Origin of the sequence: Sulfuricella sp., assembly GCF_035531155.1 — a bacterium.
Taxonomy (GTDB): Bacteria; Pseudomonadota; Gammaproteobacteria; order Burkholderiales; family Sulfuricellaceae; genus Sulfuricella.
Window position 1 is genome coordinate 76,381 of sequence record NZ_DATKTK010000005.1, and the last position, 20,949, is coordinate 97,329.

Here is a 20,949-nt window from a genome sequence, read left to right on the forward strand (position 1 = left end):
AAGGGCGCGTCATGGCATACGGCAGCATGATGGTTTTCACCGGCAACGCAAATCCCCGGCTTGCCGAGGAGGTGGTGAAACATCTCAATCTTCGCCTTGGGCGAGCGACGGTCGGTCGTTTCAGCGACGGCGAGGTGATGATCGAGATCCTCGAGAACGTGCGCGGCAAGGATGTATTCGTGCTGCAGTCGACCTGTACCCCGACCAATGACACCCTGATGGAAGTCCTGGTGATGGTGGATGCGCTCAAGCGCTCCTCGGCCGGACGCATCACCGCGGCCATTCCTTACCTGGGCTATGCGCGCCAGGATCGCAGGCCGCGCTCGGCGCGGGTGGCGATCACCGCCAAGGTGGTGGCGAACATGCTCACCAGCGCCGGCGTGGACCGCCTGCTCACCATGGACCTGCATGCCGACCAGATCCAGGGCTTTTTTGACATTCCGGTGGACAATGTCTACGCCGCGCCGATTCTGCTCGGCGATGTGTGGAAGAAGCATTACGAGAACCTGATCGTGGTATCGCCCGACGTCGGCGGTGTGGTGCGTGCCCGTGCACTGGCCAAACGCCTTGACGTGGATCTGGCGATCATCGACAAACGCCGTCCCAAGCCCAACGTCGCCAAGGTGATGCACATCATCGGCGATGTCCGGGGCCGCACCTGCGTGTTGATGGACGATCTGGTCGATACCGCCAACACCCTGTGCGAGGCGGCTTCGGCCTTGAAAGAGCACGGCGCGGAAAAAGTGGTGGCGTACTGTACCCACCCGGTGCTGTCCGGTCCGGCAGTGGAGCGCATCATGGGTTCGCATCTGGATGAACTGGTGGTGACCGACACCATCCCGCTACGCGAGGAAGCCAAAAATTGCAGCCGCATCCGTCAGCTTTCCGTGGCGGAACTGATGGCCGAAACGATGCGCCGGATCAGCAACGAGGATTCGGTCAGCTCGCTGTTCATGGAATAATTTTTTGCGGAGCCGGTTTTATACTGGTTCTGCGCAAACCGAATGCTGCCTGGTCGCGGGCGGCATTTTACCTTTAGGAGCATCAACATGAAAATCGAAATCAGCGCAACCCCGCGCACGCTACAGGGAACGGGTGCGAGCCGCCGCCTGCGTCGCACGGGTCGCATTCCAGCAGTGGTTTATGGTGGTGGCAAGGATGCCGCAGCCATCGAACTGGACCACAAGGAAGTGTTCTACAAGCTGAAGAACGAGTCCTTTCACGCCACCATCCTGACGTTGAACCTTGACGGCAAGAGCGAGCAGGTGCTGCTGCGTGACTACCAGATGCACCCGTTCCGCCCGGTGGTGATGCACGTGGACTTCCAGCGCGTCAACCCGAAAGAGAAGATCCACATGAAGGTGCCGCTGCATTTCTCCAACGCCGAAAACGCTCCTGGCGTGAAGCTTTCTGCCGGTATCGTCAGCCACATCATCACCGAAGTGGACGTGGCCTGCCTGCCGAAGGACCTGCCCGAGTTCATCGAAGTGGATCTGTCTGACCTGGCTGCCGGTCACTCAATTCACCTGTCCGAGCTGAAGCTGGCCAAGGGCATCGAACTGATCCCGCTGACCAAAGGCGAAGACTTGGCTGTAGCGACGATCACCATTCCGCGCGGTGCTGTGGAAGCAGCAGCAGCGGCAGAGGCCGAAGTCAAGGCATAAGCACTTTGCAGCTGCTTGGCTGCTTGTAAGGAGCCCGTCGAGCATACGACCTTTATGGGGTGCGCTCGGCGGGTTTTTTCATTGTAGGACGGGATAATCCTAGAAACGGCAGTTGACCGCTTTGCTAGACGCTTAACGCTTAACGCAATGATAAAAAATTTCTTCATGAATCATGGCTTCACCCGGTTGGTGAGGTCGCTACGGGGCGGATTGCACTTTTTTTGCGGCGCATGGCAGCGTTGCAACTCCTTGGAATGGAACAACCATTCCGCGTCGTTGCGCCTTGCCCTGCACCCCAAAAAATGCACACTCCACCCCGTCCAACTGCCGCTTCTAGGATAATGACGACAGGAATCCGCCTGATTGTAGGCTTGGGAAATCCGGGACGGGAGTACGAGGCCACCCGGCACAACGCCGGTTTCTGGTGGGTGGATGCCGTGGCGGCGGGAAAATCCGCCAGCTTCAAGCCTGAAAAAAAGTTTCATTGCCTGGCCGCCCGGCTCGCCGTCAACAATCGCGAGGTCTGGCTGCTGAAGCCGGAAACCTTCATGAATCTCAGCGGCCGGGCCGTCAGCGCACTGGCCGGCTTTTACAAGATCACGCCGGACGAAATCCTGGTGGTGCACGACGAACTCGATTTGCCGCCGGGCACGGTGCGGCTGAAAAAAGGCGGCGGTCACGGCGGCCATAACGGCCTCAAGGACATCATCGCCCAACTTGGCACGCCGGACTTCTGGCGCCTGCGCCTGGGCATCGGCCATCCCGGCGACCGCAACGCCGTGGTGAATTTCGTGCTCAATGCGCCGCAGCGCGCAGAGCGGGAGCTGATCGAGGCCGCCGTCGATGCCAGCCTCGCCGGCTTGCCGCAGCTGCTGTCAGGGGATTTCCCCGCCGCGATGATCAAGCTGCACACCAAACCGAAATCGGAAGCTTCTTGAGCAAGCTGAGCCTGGACCTGATCCTCAAATCGCAGGGCTTCGGCACCCGCAAATGGTGTCGCCAGCTGGTCAGCGAGGGTGAGGTGTCCATCGCCGGCGAAACGGTGACCGACCCTCGCGCCGCCTTCGAAACGACCGGTCTTGAGTTCACGCTTTTCGACGAGGTGTGGGTTTACCGCGAGCATGTCTATATCGCGCTGAACAAGCCCGCCAATTTTGAGTGTTCCAGAAAGCCCAGCCACCACCCCGGCGTGCTGACCCTGTTGCCGGAACAGTTCACCTGGCGCGACGTGCAGCCGGTGGGCCGCCTCGACCACGACACCACCGGGATCTTGCTGATGTCGGATGACGGCGCCTTCATTCACGCCCAGTCATCCCCCAAGCGGCACGTCCCCAAGGTTTATGCGGCCACCACGCACGACCCGGTGACGCCCGAGCTGGTCGAGCAGCTGCTGGCCGGCGTGAAGCTGCACGATGAGCCCGCACCGCTGGCAGCGTTGACCTGCCGCAAGCTGGCCGAGCACCAGCTGGAGATCGTGCTGGAGCAGGGCAAGTACCATCAGGTCAAGCGCATGCTGACTGCCGCCGGCAATCATTGCACTGCCTTGAGTCGCACGGCGATCGGCAAGTTGACGCTGGATGCGCTGGGGCTGAAAGAAGGCGAATGGTGTTACCTGGACGAAGCGCAGCGGGCATTGCTGGCGCCCGGCGTGTGAGGGATATAATGGCTGTTTGGTTTGCTTGGAAGTGAATTGATAATTAAAGGATTTTCATGAGTTTGAAATGCGGAATCGTCGGGCTGCCCAACGTGGGCAAGTCCACCCTGTTCAACGCCATCACCAGCGCCGGAATTGCAGCGGAGAATTACCCCTTCTGCACCATCGAGCCCAACGTCGGCATCGTCGAAGTGCCCGACCCGCGCATCGATGCGCTGTCGGCAATCGTCAAGCCGCAGAAGGTGCAGCATGCCGTGGTCGAATTTGTCGACATCGCCGGCCTGGTCGCGGGTGCGTCCAAGGGCGAGGGCTTGGGCAACAAATTTCTCGCCAATATCCGCGAGACCGACGCGATTGCCCACGTGGTGCGCTGCTTCGTCAACGAAAACGTGGTGCACGTGGCGGGCAAAGTGGACCCGATTTCCGACATCGAGGTGATCAACACCGAGCTGGCGCTGGCCGACCTGGAAACCGTCGAGAAGGCGTTCATGCGCTACAACAAGGCGGCCAAGACCGGCGACAAGGAAGCGATCCAGGTAGTGGCCCTGCTGGAAAGAGTGCGGGCGCACCTGGATCAGGGCCAGCCGGTGCGCGCGCTGGCGCAGTCCGAAGAGGAGCGGGAGCTGCTCAAGCCGCTATGCCTGATGACCGCCAAGCCCACCATGTACATTGCCAACGTGGACGAGAACGGGTTCGACAACAACCCGATGCTGGCCAAGGTGGCAGAATTCGCCCAGCGCGAGAATGCGCCGGTGGTCGCGATCTGCGCCGCGATGGAAGGCGAGATCGCCGACCTGGAAGAAGAGGACAAAAAAGCTTTCCTCGCCGACATGGGGCTGGACGAGCCGGGCCTGAACCGCGTCATTCGCGCCACCTACAAGCTGCTGGGTCTGGAGACTTATTTCACCGCCGGGGTCAAAGAAGTGCGGGCCTGGACCATCCACGCCGGTGCCACCGCACCGCAGGCAGCGGGCGTGATCCACACCGACTTCGAGCATGGTTTTATCCGCGCCGAAGTGATCAGCTTCGCCGATTTCGTCGTCTGCAAGGGCGAGCAGGGCGCGAAAGAAGCCGGCAAAATGCGCCTTGAAGGTAAGGAATACATCGTGCACGACGGCGACGTGATGCACTTCAGGTTTAACGTTTAATCTCGGAGCTGGAATCGGGTAATTCAGTCAGGTAACGGGGAACTCCGAAAGGTTAGCCCGTTACGGCGGTCGTGTAGAAAGTCGAACACGTGCCAACCTTCCTTTCCCCTGCGAGGGGGAAGGAGCGGGAAATTGGCCGCCTTGGGTGACTCCCCCTTTTGCGGGAGCGACAGGGCATTATTCGGAGATGCTCTGGTAATCAACGCCATTTTTGCCTATACTGAAAGCCATATGGCAAATAAAGGAGTGTGGTTATGAGTACTGTTGCGGCCCCGGCTTACCGGTCTTTCCTCTCGGTCGAAGACCTGTTGGGTGGCAAGGGTGTACTGAAGCCCACGCCACGCTCTCCCCTCGATTGGGTTGCCCTTGTTCGCCATGGCCTGCCATCAGCGGCGGTGGACGCGCTTTCCAGAGCGGTTCGAATTACCCAAGCCGAACTGGCCGGTGCGCTCGGCATTCCTGAGCGCACTCTCGCCCGCCGCAAGCGGGAAGGCCTGTTGAACAGCGAAGAATCCGCCAAACTGGTGCGGCTGGCCCGTGCGGTCGAGCGCGCAGAGGAGGTGTTCGAGGACTTCGACGTTGCCCTCAACTGGCTGAAATCTTCCAACGCCGCGCTAGCCGGCGCTACCCCGTTGAGCCTCCTGGATACCGACATCGGCGCGGAAAGTGTAGTGGATACCCTGGGCCGCATCGAGCAGGGCGTATTTGCCTGATGCTCACCGTTTGGCGGCTGGTCACCGCCCGTTTCGCGGATAACGCCTTCTCCGGCGAGGGCGCCCGACTCTATGGCGGGCGCTGGAACCGCAAGGGCGTGCCGCTGGTTTATACCGCTGAAAGCCAATCCCTGGCAATGCTGGAAATGCTGGTGCAGGATGAACCGCTGCGTGCCCGTTACGCGATCATTCCGGCCCGAATTCCCAAGGGCCTGAAAATCAGGCAGATCGAACTCGCGCAACTCCCCCCGGACTGGCGCACCATCTCGGCCCGAACGCAGTTGCAGGCGATCGGCAGCGCATGGGCCCAAGAGCAATCCACCGCCGTTCTCGCCGTGCCCAGCGTGGTGATCCCCGGCGAAACCAATTACCTGCTCAATCCCCTGCATCCCCATTTCAGCAAGATCGAAATCGGCGAGCCACAGGCGTTCATTACCGATTTGCGGTTGATCAGGAAATGATGCGCGTGCTTCATCGCAGAGTGGAATAGCAGGGTGCGTCCCACGCACCCTGCAGAATTATTGGCGTTTTGAGAGAATTCGAACCATATCCTTTATCGCCCCACCCCAGTTTGTATGTACAACGCGGGGAATCGTTTGCGCAATTGCTCCAGCTTCGGCTTGTCGTGGATGACGATATAAGGCTGGTCGGGATGCAAGGCCAGATAGTTCTGGTGATACTCCTCGGCGGGATAGAACTGCTGCAGCGGTACGACTTGCGTGACGACGGGCGCAGAAAAAGTGCGCGCGGCGGCGAGTTGCTGGATAGTGCTTTGCGTCATTTTCTGCTGCTCGGTACCGGTGTAAAAAATCGCCGAGCGGTATTGGCTGCCGACATCCGGGCCTTGACGGTTGAGCTGGGTGGGGTCGTGCGCAACGCTGAAAAATACTTGCAGCAGCTGCTGATAGGAAACCTGCTCCGGATTGAATTGGATGCGTACCGCTTCGGCATGTCCGGTATTTCCATTGCTGACCTGTTCGTAACGCGCCGTGGCCGCGCTGCCGCCCGCATAGCCGGACACCACTTCAGACACCCCCTTGACGTGCTTGAACACCGCATCCACGCCCCAGAAACAGCCGCCGGCAAATACCGCCGTCTGCTCGGCGGGTGCGGCCGTGGCGTTGGGTGGCGCAGCCAGGCTGAGCATGAGACACAGGCTGCCGAATAAATAGCGGCGGAAACGCTGGATAGTTGGCATGATGTCACTCCTGACGGTTAGAGAAGTGCTGATTAAATCCGTTCGCCCTGAGCCTGTCGAAGGGCGCTCTATATTGATCCAATATGTTGGATAGGGCTTCGACAGGCTCAGCCCGAACGGCGTGAATTATTCGGCGATTCCGTTACCCGAAGGTAAAGGCATAGGCCTCCAGCCCTGGAGAGTCTGACAGGATTTCCAGCAGGCCGTTCTGCGGTGTTTTCTGGTCGACCAGTTCGTAGAGGGTGTTGCGTTCGATGGTCACCACGCCGCCGGGGGCATCCTTGCCGGCATTGGGGCCGACGGCCTCGCCATTCAGCCGGATAGAGACGCGGATCGGCTTGCCGGTGGACGTGCCCAGCACCAGGAACACTTTGCGCGCATTGAAGTCCAGGCGTAGCGCCGCGCCCTTTCCGACCGCAGTGATCTTCTGCGAATCCACTCTCCATTTGCCGTTCAGCGCCCATTCGTCTTCGGCAAGCTCATCCGGAAAGCGGTAGGCCCTTTCCGCGTCATGCACCACCGGCTCGTCGCCCCCGAAGCTGTCTGCCCGGGCATAGCCGAGATAGGTTTCCGGCGTCTGGTCGGGGTTGCCGGCGGGCGCCTCCGCCTCGACGGGTTCGCCGCCGGTTTTCAGCCCGAGCAGGTAGCGGATGTTGTTTTCCGTGACATTGTATTGGCCCTCGCCGAAATGCGTGTAGACCACCTTGCCCTCCCGGTCGATGAGGTAATGCGCAGGCCAGTAGCGGTTGTTGAAGTTCACCCAGGTGGAGAGGTTGTTGTCCAGCGCCACCGGGTAGCGGATGCCGTACTGGGCAATCGCCGCCTTGACGTTGTCGAGCTTTTTCTCGAACTCGAACTCCGGCGAGTGCACGCCGACGATCACCAGCCCCTGGTCGCGATATTTACTGTCCCAGTCGGTGATGTAGGGCAGCGTGCGCACGCAGTTGATGCAGGAATAGGTCCAGAAATCGATCAGCACGACCTTGCCTTTCAGGTCCTGCATGGTGAGCGGGTTTTCATTCAGCCAGGCCTCGATACCGGCGAATTCCGGTGCGGCGTAGGGCGTGCTCAGGCCTTCCCGCAGCACCAGATCGCCGGCAGGCTGTTGGGCTTTTGTGCTGCGGGTCGTCAGCAGGGATTGCGCATCCACGCCCGAGGCGATATAGGCGACGGACAGCAGGATCAGCACGCCGAACCCACGGCGCACCGCTTCTGCATGGCGGGAGAGGAAGCCCAGTTTCTTCATGACCTTTCTCCCGGTCAGGGCAATGATGAGCATCGGCACGCCGGCGCCGATAGCGAATGACACGATGATCAGGTTGCCGGCGAGTCCGGTCTGCTGGCGGATCACCTGCACCAGCACGGCGGCCAGGATCGGCCCCGCGCAGGGCGTCCACACCAGGCCGATCAGCGAGCCGATCATGACGCCGCTGAGCAACCCCTCTCCGCCGCGTGAGGCAAGCTGGTTGCCGAAGTTGGCCGCGCCTTGCGTCAGCGAGCTGAATTTGTCAGACAGCTTCGACGACAGCAGCACCAGGCCGAACAATGCGAGCAGCACCAGGGAAGCGTTCTTGATGATATCGAGATCGACGCCCAGCGCTTGGACGATCTGGCGCGAAACCAGCGCAAACAGGCTGAACGCCAGCACGAACCCGATGATGATGCCGTAAGGCCTGCGCCTGCCGCCCTCGACCGATGCCGCAAGCACCAGCGGCAAAACCGGCAGGATGCAGGGCGAGACGATCAGCGCCAGACCTTCGAGAAATGCCAGTCCGATGTCGATGATCATGTGTTTGCCTTAATAATATTTTGAACCGCAAAGGCGCGAAGGCGCAAAGTAAACAAGGACACAAAGCCTATTGATATTCATCTGCTCGGTGGTTGGGAAGAGCTCAAAACACATAGCTTTTCCTTTGCGCCTTCGCGCCTTTGCGGTTAATGAACTACGGTTTTTTAAGCCTTGTCCGCAATAAATTTCAATGCCACGCCATTATTGCAGTACCGCAGCCCGGTGGGTGCCGGCCCGTCCTTGAACACATGGCCGTGGTGGCCGCCGCAGCGCGCGCAGTGGTATTCGGTGCGCGGCAGCACCAACTTGTAGTCGGTTCTGGTCTCGATATGGCCGGGCAGCACATCGTAAAAACTCGGCCAGCCGGTGCCGCTGTCGAACTTGAATTTCGAAGGGAAGTGCGGCAACTCGCAGGCAGTGCAAACATACGTGCCGCTGCGCTTTTCATGATCGAGCGGGCTGGTGAACGGCGCCTCGGTGCCTTCCCGGCGCAGTACGTCGTATTGCGCCGGAGTCAGCAGTTTTTTCCATTCCGCATCGGTCTTGCTGATTTTTTCTATGCGCTCTGCCGCCATTGCCTGAGCCGACATGAAGAGCTGCGGCAAGGCCAGGATACTTGCCCCGCCGGTCGCCAGTTTGATAAACGTCCGTCTGTCCATGATCTTCTTCCTCGCCAAGATTTAGTTATAGATAAAGCGATGGTATGCCATCTTTGCTGAGGTATTGGAGCTTAGCGGGAAAAGGTTACATCTTCAACGGCGCATGCCGGGGTGCTCGGTGGCGGTTGCTTTGCGTGCGTCGGACGAATTTGCGCCGGACGAATTAGGGAAACCCCTATATAAAAGCGGGATTTTTGTAGGTAAGGTAGCCGGGTTTTCCAGTGTCACTTGAACGTGAAGAACAAAGGAAGGTTTTAGCGCCATGTTTCTTCATCAAATCGCCTTGTTTGATTTCGATTTTTCCAGGGGAGTATTAATCTTTTGAAACAAATCGCTGCTGTTATCTCTATTCTTGCGTTGAGTGCATGTTCCACCTATATGCCACAGCGCTATAGTATTTCCGCCAACACCAACGTGGCCTTAAAGACGATCGGAGCGGGCAATATCAACGTCGGTTCATTTAAGGGGCCGGCAAATTTCGATAATAGTTGCCGTGCCGCAGGCCCGATTGCGCCGCCCGATAGCATGAGTTTTGAGGCGTACATACAGAAGGCTCTTGCGGATGAATTAAAGGTTGCAGGCAAGTTCGACGAGAAGACACCAAAAATCACTCTTTCTGGGGTGGTTGAACAACTATCCTTTTCTTCTTCGCGCGGCTTAACTGGTGGTTCATGGGACATCGGCTTGCGTGTAACGTCCTCAAATGGAAAAACAACCTATGTTTCGGAACACTACGAATTCAATAGTGGTTTCGTTGCTGATACCGCTTGTAAGCAAACAGCAGAAGCCTACTTTCCTGCGGTTCAAAACCTCATCGAAAAGCTAGTTAAGTCACCAGAATTCTTGACTCTCGTAACGTCGTAATCTATCACTGCGGTCAAGTGGGACTGGCTTGCAGCGGGCTTCGCCAGTCCCTCAGCTTAAAAGGATCAGCTTCGTTTTTTTTCTGGCCGTCTTCGACCCCCAGCGCTCGTAAGCGACTAATCCGGTAATTTATCCCGCAGCTTATTACGGTCAAACCACCATGAGTCTCCGACGATGGCATTAACCACCTGGCTCAGCCGGGGCAGAAATACCTGCGGGTCGCGTAAGCCCAGCTTGTCCATCCACGCATCAAGAGCCTGTTGATCCTGCACTTTGCTATGGCGTGCCGCAACGCGGGCGATGAGGTTATTCGCCAGCAGGCTCCAGTCCCCGTGCTTGGCATCGTCGGCGCGCAAGTCGATCACGTAGCGCGTGGTGACGGCAGCGAGCGCGGCGCCATCCGAATGGCCGGGCGTTTCGGTCACCACATGGTCGAGCATGGCATAGGTGAGTTCGGGTGCGACCGGGAAGGTCACCGCAAGCCAGACGCCCATGCCCAGGGCAGGGATCGAGGCGGCTTGTTCGGTCTGGTAAAGCACGTTGCACGCCTCCACGGCATCTTGCCAGGATTCGTTTTTCAATGAGGTGTCAAAAGCCGAACGCGCCAGATTCCAGGCTTCTTCCTTGCGCTCCAGCCAGACCAGAAGTTCGGCGATATCCAGTTGCAGCCGGGCGCGTTTCATCGTATCAGCGCCTGAACAGCTCTCCAGCTGAAGGTTCTTTTCGCTCAACTGTTGCTCGAATTCGGCTTTCTCGGCTTCGGTCAAGCCGTCTTGCAGATCGGCCATATAGGCGTAGGGGTCTGGATTGTTTTCGCTCATGCTTGCATTTCTTGCTTCGTTATCGGGAAGCGTGATTTTAACCCAGATTGTTCATTAGGCCGTTCGTGGTGAGCTTGTCGAACCACATGCACCGTAAGCAAGCCCTTCGACAGGCTAAGGGCGAACGGATGCTGGAAAAGTGACGTTAAATTGAGCCTAATGAACAAGTTGGGTTTAAGGTATTTTGCAGGTGCGGATTGCACAGTCGGCGCAGAAAACTTCGGCGCGACACTGCGGAAGCGCCGTTGGCTGATTTCGAGATCAAGAACCCGGCGGCCTTTGTGCCGCATTGGCTGAAAATAGATTTTCGACGCGGCAATCGGGAAGGCGAGTTTGGATTTTCCGGGCGTGTATGAACGATAGCGGATCAATCTTGACAAACGGACGATAAAAAGTCAGAATTCGCATCCTTCGATTTATCTCGGTGATATAGCTCAGTCGGTTAGAGCACAGCACTCATAACGCTGGGGTCGGTGGTTCAAATCCACCTATCACCACCACTTTCCTCTCATGCGACCTGACGGCGACGATCAATCCACCGAGACCACCGCTTAGTTGTGTGCTATCGTGTGTTTATGCTGAAGCATTTTTTATTTCTTTTCCTCATGTTGTTCGCCCTAGCCGCTTATGCCGGCAGGTTCTTGCCGCAAAACGCGCAAGTTGGGCAGATCAACGGCCATAACTACCCGGAAGTGAAGATCGGTAAAGAAATCTACCGGCTGGCGCCCGGCGTGCGCATTTACGATACCTTCAACCGCATCATTGTTCCCACCTCCCTGCCGCAAAGCGCCAAGGTGTTCTATCAGCTCGATCCGGGCGGCTTGCTGATCCAGATGTGGCTGCCCACCCCTGAAGAAGAAGCGGGGATGGGGCGTTAGGCTATATCCTCGTGGCAAAAAAGCTTTTCATTAAAACCTTCGGCTGCCAGATGAACGAGTATGACTCGGCGAAGATGGCGGACGTGCTCAATGCCGCTCAGGGCATGGAAATCACGTTGCGCGTCGAGGAGGCCGACGTGATCCTGCTGAATACCTGCTCGGTGCGGGAGAGGGCGCAGGAGAAGGTTTTTCACCAGCTGGGCCGGTGGCGCCCCCTGAAGCAGAACAACCCCGATTTGCTGATCGCGGTCGGCGGCTGCGTGGCGAGCCAGGAAGGCAGCGCCATCGTCAGCCGCGCGCCATACGTGGATCTGGTGTTCGGCCCGCAGACCCTGCACCGCCTGCCGCAGATGATCGATGCCCGACGCAAGAGCGGGCTACCCCAGGTGGATGTGTCTTTCCCGGAAATCGAAAAATTCGACCACATGCCGGCGGCCAAGGTGGATGGCGCGACCGCATTCGTCTCGGTGGTGGAGGGTTGCGGCAAATTCTGCACCTACTGCATCGTCCCCTATACGCGGGGCGACGAAGTCTCCCGCCCTTTCGACGACGTGATCGCCGAGGTGGCGCAACTGGCCGGGCAGGGGGTAAAGGAAATCACCCTGCTGGGGCAGAACGTCAACGCATACCGCGGCGCCATGCACGACGGGGAAACCGCCGATCTGGCCGACCTGCTGCATTACCTGGCCGAGGTGCCCGGCATCGAGCGCCTGCGCTTTACCACCTCGCATCCGGTCGAGTTTTCCCAGCGCATGATCGATGTCTACGCCGAAGTGCCCAAGCTCGCCAGCGGCCTGCATCTGCCGGTTCAGAGCGGCTCGGACCGGGTGCTGGCGGCGATGAAGCGCGGCTACACCGCGCTCGAATACAAGTCCCTGGTGCGCAAGCTGCGCGCGGTGCGGCCGGACATTTCGCTGTCCTCGGATTTCATCGTCGGTTTTCCCGGCGAAACCGATGCCGATTTCGAGGCGACCTTGAAGCTGTTCGAGGATGTCGGCTTCGATGCCGGCTACAGCTTCATTTTCAGCCGGCGCCCCGGCACGCCGGCGGCGGAGCTGGCCGACGACACGCCGCTCGAAGTGAAGCAGGAGCGGCTGCGGCAGTTGCAGAAAAAAATCGATGAGCAGGAACAGATCGTCAACCGGAAAATGGTCGGCTCGGTGCAGCGCATCCTGGTGGAAGGGATTTCCAGAAAGGACGGCGCCGAACTGATGGGGCGCACCGACAACAACCGGGTGACCAATTTCAAGGCCAATCCGCGCCTCATCGGGCAGTTCGTCAACGTCATCATCACTGCAGTTTCCCCCCATACTTTGCGCGGCGAGATCGTCGTCCTCGAATAAGGCTGCTTCCGTGACTCCAAAATCCCTCGATATTTCTTTTGCCCCCGCGGACAATGCCCGCCTCGCCAACCTGTGCGGCGCGCTGGATGAAAATCTGAAGCAGATCGCCACCGCTCTCGATGTGTCCATTTCCCGCCGCGGCGAGCACTTTTCCGTGCATGGAGACCAGCGCCAGGCGCGTCTGGCCGTGGAAGCGCTGAAGAATTTTTACGAACGTTCCCGCACCCATCTTTCTGTCGAGGATGTCCAGCTCGGCCTGATCGAGGTGGCGAACGCGAGCCGCGATATGCAGGAAGGCGTCGCTATGCCGGTGCTGATGACGCGCAAAAGCGACCTGCACGGCCGCACTCCGCGCCAGAACGTGTACCTGTGCAAGATCCAGGAGCACGACATCACCTTCGGCATCGGCCCGGCCGGCACCGGCAAGACCTATCTTGCGGTGGCCAGCGCGGTGGACGCCCTCGAGCGCGATCTGGTGAAACGCATCGTGCTGGTGCGCCCGGCGGTGGAGGCGGGTGAACGGCTCGGGTTCCTGCCCGGCGATCTGGCCCAGAAGGTGGATCCCTATCTGCGCCCCCTGTATGACGCGCTCTACGACCTGATGGGCTTCGACAAGGTGGGCAAGCTGTTCGAGCGCGGCGCGATCGAGATCGCCCCGCTGGCCTACATGCGTGGACGCACCCTGAACCATTCCTTCATCATTCTCGACGAGGCGCAGAACACCACGCCGGAGCAGATGATGATGTTCCTCACCCGCATCGGCTTCGGCGCCAAGGCCGTGATTACCGGCGACGTGACCCAGGTGGATCTTGCGCGCGGCCAGAAGAGCGGCCTGGTGGATGCCCAGCAAGTGCTGGAAAAGGTCAGCGGCATCGCCTTTACCTTTTTTCAGTCCGAGGACGTAGTGCGCCACCCGCTGGTGCAGAAGATCGTCAATGCCTATGAGCAGCGCGAGAAACAGCGCTGAGTACTCCATGACCCGAAAAAGCCCACCTCCGGCACTCAGTTTGTCAGTGCAATATGCGGCGAAACCGGAAGAGGTGCCGACCCGTGCCCAGTTTCGTCGTTGGGTGAAGGCGGCGTTGCGGCAGGATGCCGAGATCGCGCTGCGCATCGTCGACGAGGAGGAAGGCCGGGCGCTCAACCGCGATTACCGCGGCAAAGACTACGCAACCAATGTGCTAACCTTTGTATACGATGACGAATTTTCCGGCGCGGAGTCACCGCTGGCCGGCGACATCGTGATGTGCGCCCCGGTGGTTGCCCGCGAGGCTTTGCAGCAGGAGAAGCCCGTCGAGGCACACTATGCGCACTTGACCGTCCACGGCGTGCTGCACCTTCAGGGCTACGACCATGAAGGCGACGAAGAGGCGCGGCAGATGGAAGCCCTGGAAATCCAGATTGTCACCAGGCTGGGCTATGCCGACCCTTACCGGGGGGATGAGCGATGAGCAATGTGTGATGGGTCTGCGACTACCCATCACCCATTTCCCATTACCGTTTACTAGATTATGAATGATGAACCTGCGAAACCTACCTGGTTTGAACGATTAAGCACGCTCCTGTTGCGGGAACCGGAAGACCGCGAACAGCTGGTCGAGCTGCTGCATTCCTCCTATGAGCGCAACCTGCTGGATGCGGATGCGCTTGCCATGATCGAGGGGGTGCTCCAGGTTTCCGAGATGCAGGTGCGCGACGTCATGATTCCGCGCGCCCAGATGGATGTGGTGGACATCGCCGATTCGCCGGAAAAATTCATCCCCTACGTGATCGAAACCGCTCACTCGCGCTTCCCGGTGATCGACAAGGACAAGGACGACGTGCTCGGCATTCTGCTGGCGAAAGACCTGCTGCGCTACAATGCCGGTCAGGAATTCGACGTCCGCGACATGCTGCGCCCGGCGGTGTTCATCCCCGAATCGAAGCGGCTCAACGTGCTGCTCAAGGAGTTCCGCAGCAACCGCAACCACATCGCCATCGTGGTGGACGAATACGGCGGCGTGGCCGGCATCGTCACCATCGAGGACGTGCTGGAGCAGATCGTCGGCGAGATCGAGGATGAATACGACTACGACGAGCAGGAAGACAACATCATCCGCGTGCCGGACGGACGCTTCCGCGTCAAGGCGCAGGCCGAGATCGCGGATTTCAATGAGGTGATGGGGACGGAATTCAGCGACGAGGACTACGATACCGTGGGCGGGCTGGTCGTCAGCAAGTTCGGCCATATGCCCAAGCGTGGCGAACACGTTGTTTTCGACGGCCTCAGGTTCAACGTGCTGCGCGCCGACAGTCGCCGTCTTTATAGCCTGCTGGTAGAGAGGCAGGAAAAGGAAGAGGCGGTCTCTGCCGAGGATTAAAGTGTAGACGTAGGTTGGGCACGCTGTGCCCAACAAAATGAAAATTCAAACCGTCGGGCACAGCGTGCCCGACCTACATCATGGGGTCACCCGAGTTCCATATCGTCCGGCGCGCCGCACCAATCGGGCGGGTACACGCCACGTTCGACAAAGCGCTGGAATGTCGAATACGGCCATGCCTCCGGGGTGGTGGCGTAACCGTGTTTGACGGGGTTCCAATGGATGTAATCGCAATGCCGTTGAAAATCGGCTTCGTCTCGGATGCAATGCTCCCAAAAGCGGCGTTGCCACACTGCTTGCTCGCGCTTGGCGCGGCGGGCGGGGGAAATGGGCGCTTTGTACTGCGGCGCACAATGGCGGGTGAATTCGCGCTTGATCGACATCCACCGGCTGGAAAAATCGTCGTCCCCTTCTGGTAGAGTCCACAGGCAATGCAGGTGATCGGGGAGCAACACTAGGGCGTCGATGACGAAGGGATGTCGCGCTTTTACCGTTTTGAATGCTTGGCGCAACAGCGCCACGTTATCGGCATGGGCAAATAGGGGCCGCCGCTCGAACGTGACCACGGTGAAAAAATAAGTTGCCCCCGCGAGGCGAAACCGGCGAAATTCCATGCCCCCTATTGTAGGTTGGGCACCCCGTGCCCAACCAATAATTTGGGGGTGTGGTAATTTTGGGTTTGTCGGGCACGGGGTGCCCGACCTACATGTCTAGGCAATCAGCCTATCGGCAAGTCGAGGATCGCCATCAGCCCGCCGTCCGGATGGTTGCGGAGATAAAGCGTTCCGCCGTGCTTTTCCGCGATATTGCGCGCGATGGTGATGCCGATTCCCGTGCCGCCGGTGTCTCGCGAACGCGAGACTTCAAGCCGGAAAAACGGATCGAACACCGCTTCCAGCATATTCTCCGGGATTCCCGGCCCGCCATCCCGCACCTGCACGATCACTCTATGGTTGTCGCGGCTGGCGGTAACCCGCGCGTATTCGCCGTATTTCACCGCATTGTCGACCAAGTTGGTGAGGCAGCGCCGCATGGCGTTCGGCTGCGCCGTGATGAAAACTCCCGTGCGCCCGCTTAGCGTTACGTCCTGTCCGGCTTCCGCCGCGTCGGCGCAGACGCTGTCCAGGATCGAATCAAAATCCGTGCGCTGCTTCGGTTCTTCGGAGTTCATGCTCCTGGCGAGATCGAGCCCGTCCTTGATCATGGTTTGCACTGCCGAAAGATCCTCGACCAGTCTGGCCCGCAATTCCTGGTCCTGAACCTTCTCAAGCCGCAGCCGAATCCGCGTTAGCGGAGTTTGAAGGTCGTGCGTGATGGCCGCGAGCATCTGGGTGCGCTCCTGGATGTAGCGGCGAATTTGCGCCTGCATCGTGTTGAATGCGGAGGCGGCATGGCGAACCTCGGTCGGGCCGCGCTCGGCCAGCGCCGGTCGTTCGATGTTGCGGCCAAGTTCGGTGGCCGCCTGTGCCAGTTGCCTGAGCGGCTGGATCGACATGCGCGCGACTGCGTAGGCGAGCAGGCCGAGGCAGGTCGCAAAGAAGAATACATAAAGCAGCAACCGCGACTTGGGCGGTGCGGCAGGCGGGGGGCGGCGGGGTTGCAGGACCAGGTGGAGAAATGTTCCATCGCGCAAGGAGAGGGATACCGTTCGGCAAACGGCTTGCTGTCTGTATTGCGGCGAACCATCCGGTGCCTGCGGTTTTGCGGCGCAGGCCGTTTTCTGCGACACGATATGGCGGTCTTCTCCCAGGCGATTGAGCAGGGCGGAGGTGAGCTCGAGGTCCGGTTCCCCTTCGCCGATCCCGGTGTTGGAGATTTCTGCGATAAAGCCGTTGCGGCTTGCCGCGGCGGCAACCGTGCCTCTCGCTTCCCGGGGTACTGCGTCGAGCATGAGAACGAGTTGTTCCACCCGTTCGGCGGTGTGCAGGGACCGGATAAGCGAGATATCCGCCTGACGTGCGCTGTCGGCAAGGAAGAAAGTGAGTGTGCCGGAGGCAAAAATGCCGCCCACCAGAATCAGAAAAACCCGGCCCACCATCGAGCCGAAAAATGCCTTCACATCAATTCTCCACGGTTACCGGCGCTGCCAGCACGTAACCCTCGTTGCGCACGGTCTTCAGCAGCATGGGCGCCTTGGCATCCTCTCCCAGTTTCTGTCGTAGCCGGCTGACTTGCAGGTCGATGGACCGATCAAAGGGGTCGGCGTCGCGCCCATGAGTGAGATTGAGCAGCTGGTCCCGGTTCAATACCCGATTGGGATGTTCGAGAAAAATCTTGAGCAAGCGGAACTCCGCGCCTGAGAGCATCACCACCGTGCTTTGCGGGCTGATCAGATGCCGTGCCGCCAAGTCGAGAACCCATCCTGCAAAGCACAGACGTTTCGCATTCAGAGGCTCCAGATTCGGGGGCAACGCTTGCGTGCGGCGCAGCACATTGCGGATGCGCGCCACCAGTTCGCGGGGCTCAAAGGGTTTTGCCATGTAGTCGTCGGCACCCATTTCGAGCCCAAGAATGCGATCGAGCGGTTCTCCGCGGGCGGTCAGCATGATCACCGGCAGGTTGGAGCGTGCCCGCAGGGTGCGGCAGAGCGTAAGTCCGTCTTCACCCGGAAGCGTGAGATCCAGCACGATCAGGTCGATACGGGTGCTGTCCAATATCCGCCACATGCCGGTTCCGTCGGCTGCGGTCAGCGTGCGAAAGCCGTTTGCGTCCAGGTATTCGGCGAGCAGCGAGCGTATCTCGCGATCGTCGTCTACAAAAAGAATGCAGGGAGGGGTATCCATGGTGGCCATTATGCCGAAACCCGGGGGTTGTCTGTGGCTTGAATTGTAGCGTGAGGTATCGAAGGATAGAACGGACAAAGAACGATACAAACCGAACATATTCCGGATACACAAGGCGGGTTTAATAGGCATCGTGCGAGTTGCACTAAACCATCAGGAGATTCAACCATGACCAAGTTTCGCAGAAATATCTTTCTCATCGGGCTTGCCGCCATCGGCCTTGGAACCGCACCAGTCCTGGCGCTTGCCAACCCAGGATGTGGCCCCATGGGTGCCGGGTCGGGCAAATTCGCCGAGCGGATTGAGAAGCGCCAGGCCGAGTTGCATGACAAGCTCAAGCTCACCCCGGTACAGGAAACCGCCTGGAAGTCGTTCAGTGAAAAGATGAAGCCGACTGGGGCTCGCAACCGGCCAGACCGGTCGGAGTTGGCCTCACTCCACGCGCCTGAGCGCATGGAAAAGATGCTCACTATGATGAAGGAGCATGAAAGCCAGATGGCCGTTCGGGTAGCCGCAGTCAAGGAATTCTACGCTGTCTTGACGCCTGAGCAACAGAAGCTGTTTGACGATCAGTTCTCCAAGCACCGCCGGCGTTGAGTTTGGCTTGCCTGCCTGTTTTTATTGGATTGAAAATAGAAATGGATCATGGCCAGAACTGATGGCTCTGGTCATGATCCAATTAAATGATGGGTCCTGTGACATGAAATTTGCAAAGCGATTGGCAACGTTAGTCTTCGCCGGTTTGGGCATGACCGGGCCTTTACCCTCATACGCCATGCTGCTCATGGATGCTCCAGGCGAAGAGGTGTTAAAGCAATCCGCCGAGATTCGACAAAAATTGAATCTTACGGCCAACCAGCAAGTGCTCTGGCAACAGGCGGAATCCCGCACTCGGGAGATGGTGCGCGAGCGGCGGGCGAGGCGCGAACGATTGCAGGCCGAACTGAAGTCATCCCTGGATGACCGGAAAATCGAATTACGCGATCTTGCGAAGAAGATCGATGCCGAGGAGGATTTAGGCAACCAGGAGATCAGGAAAATCCGCGAGTTGTGGCTCACGCTCGATGACGCGCTGGATGATGGACAGAGACAGGCCGCCCATGCATTCCTGCGTGAACAGCTTGATCGTTTTGATCAAATCAAGGAGTCGCCCAAGGAATCTTCGATGAGACCCGAAGGCGACGCGAAAAGGGAAAGCAGAGGTGGCCGCATGCCGCGTGGCGGGGGAATGGGGGGGGTATCCGCGATTCTGATCTGTGGCTCGCCGCCATCGCCGGTTGTGCTAAACATTAACCTGGGAAGTAAGCGTTATGGTCTGATCGCAACGCCTCCCGGTTAACTCCAACTATGAGGAACCCAAAATGAAGATTACCAAGATGAAAAGCTTGATACTTGCCTTCGTCACACTGGTGGCTGTAGTGCCCATGGCAGCCAATGCCGACCCTCGTGATGGGGGGCGCCACGATGGGGCCCGTCACGATGGGGGCCGCCAATGGCATGGCGATATACGGCAATTTCATACCCGCGATCTTCCCCGCTGGCGCGCCGGGAATTGGCATCATGGCGTACACGGTGGTCGTTTGGGGTGGTGGTGGGTGGTCGGGGGCCTGTGGTACTTCTATCCCCAACCGGTCTATCCCTATCCCGATGCTTATACGCCGCCAGTCGTGGTGATTCAGCAGACACCCCCCGCAATGCCTGGTGCGCCAGCGCCCCAAGCGCAAAATTGGTATTACTGCGCATCGGCCCAAACTTATTACCCCTATGTGCCCTCCTGCCCAGAGGGGTGGCAGATGGTGCCCGCAACCCCACCCGGCGTACCTGCTCAATAATATCTAGGAGAGTGGCGATGAATTTCAGTAAGACAGCGCTGTATGCGGCACTCGGTCTTGCGCTTGCCGGTTGCGCATCCATCCCGGTTGGGCCGAATGTTGCGGTCATGCCCGGACCCGGCAAGCCATTTGACCAGTTTCGGCTGGATAATGCAGAGTGCATGGATTTCGCGCGCCAACAGATTGGCGTGAATCCAAGCGAAGTGGCGCGGGAGCAAGTGGTGACGGGAGCGGTGGCTGGCGCAGCAGTGGGCGCGGCATCGGGAGCTCTCCTCGGACACGGACACGGCCAAGCCGAGTCGATGGCGGGCGCGGGACTGATAGTCGGCTCCGCCGTCGGCGCAAATGCAGGGAACCTGAGCACCATGACCCTGCAGCGCCGGTACGATATCGCCTACCAGCAATGCATGTACGCCAAGGGTAACCAGATTCCAGGCTATGCGCCGCCGCGCTACATACCTCCGCCGTATTATTCCCCGCCGCCCCCTCCTCCGCACCGATAAAGCTGAGGCGATGAGGTGGCGGCTTTGAGCCGGCCCGCAATCAGGCCGTTGTTATCGCTTTCTGCACTACGGCCAGCAAATCGGCGGGCAAGGCGGGCGCCAGCTCCAGCGCTGCTGCATGCCCGCGTTCCGACATTTTCTTCCAGGTCTTCTGTACGATGCTGATCAGCTTCGGCTCGGTGTAATGCGGGGCGAAGGGGATGAAATAGTATGCCAGGAACACCAGGCAGATCACGTCTTCCAGCATCTGGCCATCGGGGTCTTCCAGCTTGATGCGATCCTTCAGCAGCAGCGCCTTGACCCGCTCGCACATCGCATCGTCGTAGCCTACTTCTTTCATGATCGCGGCCGTGGTGTCGCCGTGGAATTTCGCCAGGGTGGTGCGCCAATCGTTGTAACCCTTGCGGTTCATCGGATATTCGCTGCGTGGCATCTTCCAGCGGCAAATGTGCTGGGCGCGGGCGGCAAGCTGCAACGCCTCGGAGGCGTTGGGTTCGAACTTGTGCAGCCAGGCCGTCATGCGCTCTGAATACAGCAGTTCCTTGGGGTATTCTTTGTCCTCGAACATTTCCTTGTTGGGGTCTTCCGCGTTGGCGGCATCGATGCGGGCAATTGCGTCCTTGAAATGGTCGGATACGGCGGTCATGGTGTCTCTTTCCGGTAAAAAGAAGATAAAAGCGAGAGAGGTAGACTTTGTCTAAACCTGATTTCGCCATGTTATACAAGGCGCCGGTATTTGT

At 59.1% G+C, this 20,949-nt stretch carries 25 protein-coding genes and 1 tRNA gene; 18 read left to right on the forward strand and 8 right to left on the reverse strand.

What is annotated here, in order from left to right:
* Window positions 1-11 precede the first annotated feature (11 nt).
* The 7 genes from VMV64_RS02110 (at window position 12) to VMV64_RS02140 (ending at window position 5,640) form a co-directional block, all read left to right on the forward strand.
* Window positions 12-962 carry a ribose-phosphate diphosphokinase gene (locus VMV64_RS02110; RefSeq protein ID WP_325328295.1) on the forward strand — a complete coding sequence of 317 codons (951 nt, stop codon included), beginning with the start codon at window positions 12-14 and terminating at the stop codon, window positions 960-962.
* Between the two features lie 87 nt (window positions 963-1,049).
* Window positions 1,050-1,664: a 50S ribosomal protein L25/general stress protein Ctc gene (locus VMV64_RS02115; RefSeq protein ID WP_325328296.1), complete on the forward strand. Its 615-nt coding sequence runs from the start codon at window positions 1,050-1,052 to the stop codon at window positions 1,662-1,664.
* A 341-nt stretch (window positions 1,665-2,005) separates the two neighbouring features.
* A complete protein-coding gene (pth, locus tag VMV64_RS02120) occupies window positions 2,006-2,602 on the forward strand; it encodes an aminoacyl-tRNA hydrolase (protein WP_325328297.1) in 597 nt (198 codons plus the stop codon).
* Window positions 2,599-3,318 carry a pseudouridine synthase gene (locus VMV64_RS02125; RefSeq protein WP_325328298.1) on the forward strand — a complete coding sequence of 240 codons (720 nt, stop codon included), beginning with the start codon at window positions 2,599-2,601 and terminating at the stop codon, window positions 3,316-3,318. The genes pth and VMV64_RS02125 overlap by 4 nt, the downstream gene beginning before the upstream one ends.
* Before the next feature lie 56 nt (window positions 3,319-3,374).
* Window positions 3,375-4,466, forward strand: coding sequence for a redox-regulated ATPase YchF (ychF, locus tag VMV64_RS02130; protein ID WP_325328299.1), 1,092 nt, complete (start codon window positions 3,375-3,377; stop codon window positions 4,464-4,466).
* 254 nt (window positions 4,467-4,720) lie between these two features.
* Window positions 4,721-5,179, forward strand: a complete 459-nt coding sequence (gene parS, locus VMV64_RS02135) for a type II toxin-antitoxin system Xre/ParS family antitoxin (protein WP_325328300.1) — start codon at window positions 4,721-4,723, stop codon at window positions 5,177-5,179.
* The gene (locus VMV64_RS02140; RefSeq protein ID WP_325328301.1) at window positions 5,179-5,640 is read left to right on the forward strand and encodes an RES family NAD+ phosphorylase; all 462 of its coding nucleotides are present in this window, start codon (window positions 5,179-5,181) and stop codon (window positions 5,638-5,640) included. Before parS ends, VMV64_RS02140 begins: the two co-directional genes overlap by 1 nt.
* Window positions 5,641-5,732: 92 nt before the next feature.
* On the opposite strand, the gene msrA is transcribed toward VMV64_RS02140, so the two are convergent.
* From msrA to msrB, 3 genes are all read right to left on the reverse strand, one after another.
* On the reverse strand, window positions 5,733-6,377 hold the full coding sequence (gene msrA, locus VMV64_RS02145) for a peptide-methionine (S)-S-oxide reductase MsrA (RefSeq protein ID WP_325328302.1): 645 nt from the start codon (window positions 6,375-6,377) through the stop codon (window positions 5,733-5,735).
* Between the two features lie 142 nt (window positions 6,378-6,519).
* Window positions 6,520-8,166 (reverse strand): cytochrome c biogenesis protein DipZ, encoded by a 1,647-nt coding sequence (locus VMV64_RS02150; protein WP_325328303.1) that lies wholly within the window; start codon window positions 8,164-8,166, stop codon window positions 6,520-6,522.
* Window positions 8,167-8,330: 164 nt separating this feature from the next.
* Entirely contained in the window at window positions 8,331-8,825 is a 495-nt protein-coding gene (gene msrB / locus VMV64_RS02155) for a peptide-methionine (R)-S-oxide reductase MsrB (RefSeq protein WP_325328304.1), read from the reverse strand.
* 321 nt (window positions 8,826-9,146) lie between these two features.
* On the opposite strand from msrB, the gene VMV64_RS02160 reads away from it, so the two are divergent.
* A complete protein-coding gene (locus tag VMV64_RS02160; RefSeq protein WP_325328305.1) occupies window positions 9,147-9,689 on the forward strand; it encodes a hypothetical protein in 543 nt (180 codons plus the stop codon).
* A gap of 116 nt (window positions 9,690-9,805) precedes the next feature.
* Here VMV64_RS02160 and VMV64_RS02165 read toward each other — a convergent pair whose 3' ends face one another.
* Entirely contained in the window at window positions 9,806-10,510 is a 705-nt protein-coding gene (locus VMV64_RS02165; protein ID WP_325328306.1) for a hypothetical protein, read from the reverse strand.
* A gap of 423 nt (window positions 10,511-10,933) precedes the next feature.
* On the opposite strand from VMV64_RS02165, the gene VMV64_RS02170 reads away from it, so the two are divergent.
* The 6 genes from VMV64_RS02170 to VMV64_RS02195 all read left to right on the forward strand — a co-directional run bounded on the left by VMV64_RS02170 (window position 10,934) and on the right by VMV64_RS02195 (window position 15,091).
* A tRNA-Met gene (locus tag VMV64_RS02170) sits at window positions 10,934-11,010 on the forward strand.
* A gap of 75 nt (window positions 11,011-11,085) precedes the next feature.
* Entirely contained in the window at window positions 11,086-11,388 is a 303-nt protein-coding gene (locus VMV64_RS02175; RefSeq protein ID WP_325328307.1) for a hypothetical protein, read from the forward strand.
* Between the two features lie 11 nt (window positions 11,389-11,399).
* Complete coding sequence (gene miaB / locus VMV64_RS02180; RefSeq protein ID WP_325328308.1) at window positions 11,400-12,731, forward strand: tRNA (N6-isopentenyl adenosine(37)-C2)-methylthiotransferase MiaB; 1,332 nt, start codon at window positions 11,400-11,402, stop codon at window positions 12,729-12,731.
* A 10-nt stretch (window positions 12,732-12,741) separates the two neighbouring features.
* Window positions 12,742-13,698 (forward strand): PhoH family protein, encoded by a 957-nt coding sequence (locus VMV64_RS02185; RefSeq protein ID WP_325328309.1) that lies wholly within the window; start codon window positions 12,742-12,744, stop codon window positions 13,696-13,698.
* 7 nt (window positions 13,699-13,705) lie between these two features.
* Window positions 13,706-14,182, forward strand: coding sequence for an rRNA maturation RNase YbeY (ybeY, locus tag VMV64_RS02190; RefSeq protein ID WP_325328310.1), 477 nt, complete (start codon window positions 13,706-13,708; stop codon window positions 14,180-14,182).
* Window positions 14,183-14,242: 60 nt separating this feature from the next.
* Window positions 14,243-15,091, forward strand: coding sequence for an HlyC/CorC family transporter (locus tag VMV64_RS02195; protein ID WP_325328311.1), 849 nt, complete (start codon window positions 14,243-14,245; stop codon window positions 15,089-15,091).
* Window positions 15,092-15,177: 86 nt separating this feature from the next.
* Here VMV64_RS02195 and VMV64_RS02200 read toward each other — a convergent pair whose 3' ends face one another.
* From VMV64_RS02200 to VMV64_RS02210, 3 genes are all read right to left on the reverse strand, one after another.
* Entirely contained in the window at window positions 15,178-15,705 is a 528-nt protein-coding gene (locus tag VMV64_RS02200) for an REP-associated tyrosine transposase (protein ID WP_325328312.1), read from the reverse strand.
* A gap of 104 nt (window positions 15,706-15,809) precedes the next feature.
* The gene (locus VMV64_RS02205) at window positions 15,810-17,150 is read right to left on the reverse strand and encodes an ATP-binding protein (RefSeq protein WP_325328313.1); all 1,341 of its coding nucleotides are present in this window, start codon (window positions 17,148-17,150) and stop codon (window positions 15,810-15,812) included.
* 1 nt (window position 17,151) lies between these two features.
* Window positions 17,152-17,874: a response regulator gene (locus VMV64_RS02210; protein WP_325328314.1), complete on the reverse strand. Its 723-nt coding sequence runs from the start codon at window positions 17,872-17,874 to the stop codon at window positions 17,152-17,154.
* 168 nt (window positions 17,875-18,042) lie between these two features.
* On the opposite strand from VMV64_RS02210, the gene VMV64_RS02215 reads away from it, so the two are divergent.
* The 4 genes from VMV64_RS02215 (at window position 18,043) to VMV64_RS02230 (ending at window position 20,209) form a co-directional block, all read left to right on the forward strand.
* Complete coding sequence (locus VMV64_RS02215; RefSeq protein ID WP_325328315.1) at window positions 18,043-18,471, forward strand: Spy/CpxP family protein refolding chaperone; 429 nt, start codon at window positions 18,043-18,045, stop codon at window positions 18,469-18,471.
* Between the two features lie 61 nt (window positions 18,472-18,532).
* Complete coding sequence (locus VMV64_RS02220; protein ID WP_325328316.1) at window positions 18,533-19,213, forward strand: hypothetical protein; 681 nt, start codon at window positions 18,533-18,535, stop codon at window positions 19,211-19,213.
* Between the two features lie 22 nt (window positions 19,214-19,235).
* Window positions 19,236-19,706, forward strand: a complete 471-nt coding sequence (locus tag VMV64_RS02225; protein WP_325328317.1) for a hypothetical protein — start codon at window positions 19,236-19,238, stop codon at window positions 19,704-19,706.
* A 17-nt stretch (window positions 19,707-19,723) separates the two neighbouring features.
* Entirely contained in the window at window positions 19,724-20,209 is a 486-nt protein-coding gene (locus tag VMV64_RS02230) for a hypothetical protein (protein ID WP_325328318.1), read from the forward strand.
* Between the two features lie 40 nt (window positions 20,210-20,249).
* On the opposite strand, the gene VMV64_RS02235 is transcribed toward VMV64_RS02230, so the two are convergent.
* Window positions 20,250-20,855 (reverse strand): DUF4202 domain-containing protein, encoded by a 606-nt coding sequence (locus VMV64_RS02235; protein ID WP_325328319.1) that lies wholly within the window; start codon window positions 20,853-20,855, stop codon window positions 20,250-20,252.
* Between the last annotated feature and the right edge of the window lie 94 nt (window positions 20,856-20,949).

Excerpts from the sequence above, each read along its gene's own strand:
- VMV64_RS02215 (WP_325328315.1), top strand. The coding sequence starts at position 18,043 with ATGACCAAGTTTCGCAGAAATATCTTTCTCATCGGGCTTGCCGCCATC.
- msrA (WP_325328302.1), bottom strand. The coding sequence starts at position 6,377 with ATGCCAACTATCCAGCGTTTCCGCCGCTATTTATTCGGCAGCCTGTGT.
- VMV64_RS02110 (WP_325328295.1), top strand. The coding sequence starts at position 12 with ATGGCATACGGCAGCATGATGGTTTTCACCGGCAACGCAAATCCCCGG.
- VMV64_RS02165 (WP_325328306.1), bottom strand. The coding sequence starts at position 10,510 with ATGAGCGAAAACAATCCAGACCCCTACGCCTATATGGCCGATCTGCAA.
- VMV64_RS02235 (WP_325328319.1), bottom strand. The coding sequence starts at position 20,855 with ATGACCGCCGTATCCGACCATTTCAAGGACGCAATTGCCCGCATCGAT.
- VMV64_RS02175 (WP_325328307.1), top strand. The coding sequence starts at position 11,086 with ATGCTGAAGCATTTTTTATTTCTTTTCCTCATGTTGTTCGCCCTAGCC.
- VMV64_RS02210 (WP_325328314.1), bottom strand. The coding sequence starts at position 17,874 with ATGGATACCCCTCCCTGCATTCTTTTTGTAGACGACGATCGCGAGATA.
- VMV64_RS02220 (WP_325328316.1), top strand. The coding sequence starts at position 18,533 with ATGGCTCTGGTCATGATCCAATTAAATGATGGGTCCTGTGACATGAAA.
- VMV64_RS02150 (WP_325328303.1), bottom strand. The coding sequence starts at position 8,166 with ATGATCATCGACATCGGACTGGCATTTCTCGAAGGTCTGGCGCTGATC.
- VMV64_RS02225 (WP_325328317.1), top strand. The coding sequence starts at position 19,236 with ATGAAGATTACCAAGATGAAAAGCTTGATACTTGCCTTCGTCACACTG.
- msrB (WP_325328304.1), bottom strand. The coding sequence starts at position 8,825 with ATGGACAGACGGACGTTTATCAAACTGGCGACCGGCGGGGCAAGTATC.
- VMV64_RS02140 (WP_325328301.1), top strand. The coding sequence starts at position 5,179 with ATGCTCACCGTTTGGCGGCTGGTCACCGCCCGTTTCGCGGATAACGCC.
- VMV64_RS02195 (WP_325328311.1), top strand. The coding sequence starts at position 14,243 with ATGAATGATGAACCTGCGAAACCTACCTGGTTTGAACGATTAAGCACG.
- VMV64_RS02115 (WP_325328296.1), top strand. The coding sequence starts at position 1,050 with ATGAAAATCGAAATCAGCGCAACCCCGCGCACGCTACAGGGAACGGGT.
- VMV64_RS02230 (WP_325328318.1), top strand. The coding sequence starts at position 19,724 with ATGAATTTCAGTAAGACAGCGCTGTATGCGGCACTCGGTCTTGCGCTT.
- parS (WP_325328300.1), top strand. The coding sequence starts at position 4,721 with ATGAGTACTGTTGCGGCCCCGGCTTACCGGTCTTTCCTCTCGGTCGAA.
- ychF (WP_325328299.1), top strand. The coding sequence starts at position 3,375 with ATGAGTTTGAAATGCGGAATCGTCGGGCTGCCCAACGTGGGCAAGTCC.
- pth (WP_325328297.1), top strand. The coding sequence starts at position 2,006 with ATGACGACAGGAATCCGCCTGATTGTAGGCTTGGGAAATCCGGGACGG.
- VMV64_RS02200 (WP_325328312.1), bottom strand. The coding sequence starts at position 15,705 with ATGGAATTTCGCCGGTTTCGCCTCGCGGGGGCAACTTATTTTTTCACC.
- ybeY (WP_325328310.1), top strand. The coding sequence starts at position 13,706 with ATGACCCGAAAAAGCCCACCTCCGGCACTCAGTTTGTCAGTGCAATAT.